This window comes from Mesorhizobium sp. M7A.F.Ca.AU.001.01.1.1, assembly GCF_004022735.1.
GTDB classification, from domain to species: Bacteria; Pseudomonadota; Alphaproteobacteria; order Rhizobiales; family Rhizobiaceae; genus Mesorhizobium; species Mesorhizobium ciceri.
On sequence record NZ_RZPF01000716.1, the window covers coordinates 1 to 3,343 of the forward strand.

Genomic DNA, 3,343 nt, shown 5'->3' on the forward strand with positions numbered 1-3,343 from the left:
CGCAGCGACTGGTCGACCGGCTTCTGCACGGTCAGGATCCTGTCGCTGTGCACCATGTTCTGCGAGCCTTCCCAGGCCTTGACCCAGACGCAGGGCATATCGGGCTCGACCTCGCAATTGCCGTTGGCGCGGACACCGCCGCAAGGGCCGTTGCGCAATTGCTTGGGGCAGTTCATCGGGCAAGACATGCCTGTCGAGGACAAGATGCACTGGCCGCACATGCGGCAGTCGAACATGAAGCCCTTGACGCGCTTCTCGACAAATTTGATCGGCCCTTCGACACGGCCATAGCCTATGCCTTTCCATAAGGGATGGAGGAGCAGGAACATGTCGGCGAATTTGGCGTAGAACCATTCGAGTAATCGCGAGTGCCGCACCGACCATAATCTGACCGCGAAGGAACGCTGCACGCGCCGCTGCGGCGATACGTCGGCCGGCTTGTAGTCGGATTTCGGCGCTGCCTTCTTGACCAGAGTGGCCTGGGTAACAGCCGGCCTCTCCTTGGCAGGAATGGTTTCAGACATTTTCTTTGCCGCCCGCCTTGACCAGAGCGACCAGCCGCTCGCGGTCATATCTCGTGTCGATGTCGTTGAATGCCTTCTCGACTTCGGCTTCGAGGTCGTCGCCGACCGGAATGGGATCGGCTTTGCGCCATTCGGCCAGATAGTCGTCTGTACCGCCGGCGCCGGTGCGCATGGCGCACATGTCGATCGCCTCGGTAAAGCGCAGCGGCAGTTCGCGCTTGGCGTTCTGCCGGCCCTTCTTGACGATCACCTGGGCAGGGATGTCGCGCCAGTAGACGACGATCAGATCGGCCATGAATTCTCACTCCTCGAACTATCGAGCATTGCCGCAAGCGCAGTGGTGCCGCTTGTTATGGGACGACGCGCGCGCATTCAAAAGCGACGCATATCGATGTCGTAAAATGAAAAGTGGGTTTATTCGTTTGCGGCGTGTGCCGGCGCCCGGTCCAGCGCGTCGGAAACGCTGGCGCGCAGTATGCCGTCCAGGACGAAAAACGCGCTACCAGATGCCAGTTCTGAGGCCCGTCCAGACGTAGAACCAGATCGTCGGATGATACCAGAGTTTCGAAGGCAGGCCGGGATCGATCGTCGTGAGTTTTCCAGCCAGTGCATCGCTGACAGCCTCGACGCAGATGTCGCGCGAGAACGCCGTCTGGCGTAGCGCGTGACTTGAGATGGTGTCGCCTTTTTTCGATCTGCCGCGCGCCTGCTTCAGCACGCCACCAGTGTCGACGCCAGCGTCGACGAGGTGGACAGTCGTGCCGAAATTCTCCGCATCGCCTGATACCAGAGCCCAATAGCCGCCATTCATGCCGCGATATTTCGGCGTGATGCCCGCATGGTAGTTGAGCACCGGGCAGGGCATTTTGCTCAGCATCTCAGCCGAGATTAGTCGGCAACCGTTGAGCAGCACAACGCCTGGCCGGATCTTCTGGATCGCCTGCAGGCACTCAAGCCCATTGGCCGAGGCTACCGGGATGATCTCCTGGCCTGGTCGCGGCTCAACCTCCAGCTTCTCCTCGGCAATCAGTCGCGCGCTATGGCCGGCCAGGAATCGCTTGCCCAACCTACTCAGTACCATCGTGCCAAGCTGGCCGATGGCGGAAATCCAGCCTTGGCGGCGAGCCCGGCCACGCAGCAATTGCTTTTTGGATTCAGGCGTTTCGAGGACGACGCTGACAGGACCTACGCGGTCGGCGATCGCATTGATCATAGCCCAGACATGCTGGCCGCCTCCGGTGACGACCACGATCGGACGCGTATTGGATTCTGATGCTGCCATGGATCTTGCCCCCTCCAAGCAACCCTTCTCGACAATAGACGGGATGCTAGGGTGTCCGGGTTAATCCTTGGTGATCAGCTCTTCGATACACAGTCAGCGCTTGAATTCGATGATATCGAGCTTCGATTCATAGTAGGGCGCCGGAAATTCGATGCGCCATTCCTTGGCGCTGTTGCGGAAGGCGTAGCCGACCTGGTCGGTTTGCGGACCGCTGCCATAGGGCTTTGCCGGATCGCTGTTGACATAGAAGGAGCCGAGATAGATCGCGCGTTTCTCGCCATCGTCGAAGAAACGGCCCCTGGTGCGCTGCGAGCCGCTGATCTTCTCCAGCCGCCAGCCGGAACCGTCATCGGTCACCTTGCACTTGAACCAGCCATAGATGACGAGCGGCAAAGGTCCGCCGGCCTTGATGGTGCGGCACTGCCAGTTGCCGGTCAGGTCCTTGTCGGAAAAGGCCACCAGCGGCTTTGCCAACAGGGCATCGAGTTGCTTGACCTCGGCCGGGTTGCCTGTCTTCGCCTCGGCAAGGGCTGCCTTGCGGGTCTCGCCATATTTGTCGAGCCGCGTCTTGTCGGCCGGGGTGATGAGTTTCTGTATCTCGCCGTCGGCATGGGCGGGCAGGGCCAAACAGAGGAGGCCGAGTGCAGCTATCAAGAGGCGAGGGGTCATCAGTGCGTTTCCATGGCTGGCAGTCTGTTTGCTTGTGGCGCACACCTTACCCGTCCACGGCGGCCTGTCATCTAGCCTTGAGTCATCGCGGGGCAAGAATTGCTTCAGGCGCCTGCAGCCGCCTGCGCCATCCCGGCCGTCAGGTCGCCATAACCGGTGGCGCGGCGTTCATAGACGAGACCGAGCATTCTGGCGGCTTTTTCGGCGACCTTGTCGAGTTCCGGATCGTTGGTCTGGGCGAGGTAGATCAGCTTCTCGTAATTGCCGAAATAGTCCTTGATCAACTCCGGGTGCTTGTCGAGGCCGAGCGGTTTCATGAAGAAAGCGTCGAACTGCCGGCAGAGGAAGTCGGTCATGTAGAACGACATCATGTCGTCGTCTGCGACTTTCGCATAGGCCTCCATGCCCTGGTAGAAGGCGAAGCAATGCGGGCCGGCCATGCGCTCGACGCCATGCTTCTCGCAGATGCGGTCGAGCAGACCGCCGGTGCCGCAATCGGCATAGCCGACGAAGATGTTGCTGTAGCCTTCCGTCTTGGCTTTTTCGATCGCCTTGTCCATGGCCGGTGCGATGCGGTCCGGGTAGAAATGGAATTCCGCCGGCAGGCAGGTCAGGTCGAGGTGATCCAGCCCGAGCTGTTCCTTGACGGCCAGAACTTCGCGCGCAATCATCCCGCAGGCGATGACGAGCAGCCTGTCGTCTTGATTCGGTTTCGTTTTTTGCGTCTTGGCCATGGAACCAGTCGAGCGGCCTTCGTTGTTGTGGCGCTAATTTATCTGTTGAGGGAGACACCGTCCATGAAACTGCTGCGCATCACGCCGATTGCCATCCTGGCCTGCGCCTTGGCCCTTGCGGCCTGCGCGAACAC

5 protein-coding genes are annotated in these 3,343 nt (G+C 60.2%); all 5 read right to left on the reverse strand.

From position 1 onward, the window contains the following. Nucleotides 1–524 (reverse strand): methylenetetrahydrofolate reductase C-terminal domain-containing protein (locus EN884_RS30415; RefSeq protein WP_128360928.1); only part of this gene is annotated, 524 nt, incomplete at its 3' end. Further along, nucleotides 517–819 carry a virulence factor gene (locus EN884_RS30420; protein WP_013531170.1) on the reverse strand — a complete coding sequence of 101 codons (303 nt, stop codon included), beginning with the start codon at nt 817–819 and terminating at the stop codon, nt 517–519. The genes EN884_RS30415 and EN884_RS30420, both read right to left, overlap by 8 nt. Before the next feature lie 204 nt (nt 820–1,023). Next, nucleotides 1,024–1,806, reverse strand: a complete 783-nt coding sequence (locus EN884_RS30425; RefSeq protein WP_027160505.1) for a formyl transferase — start codon at nt 1,804–1,806, stop codon at nt 1,024–1,026. A 93-nt stretch (nt 1,807–1,899) separates the two neighbouring features. Next, the gene (locus EN884_RS30430) at nt 1,900–2,475 is read right to left on the reverse strand and encodes a DUF4893 domain-containing protein (RefSeq protein ID WP_013531172.1); all 576 of its coding nucleotides are present in this window, start codon (nt 2,473–2,475) and stop codon (nt 1,900–1,902) included. Between the two features lie 104 nt (nt 2,476–2,579). Beyond that, nucleotides 2,580–3,209, reverse strand: coding sequence for a DUF1638 domain-containing protein (locus tag EN884_RS30435; RefSeq protein WP_013531173.1), 630 nt, complete (start codon nt 3,207–3,209; stop codon nt 2,580–2,582). Nucleotides 3,210–3,343: the final 134 nt, after the last annotated feature.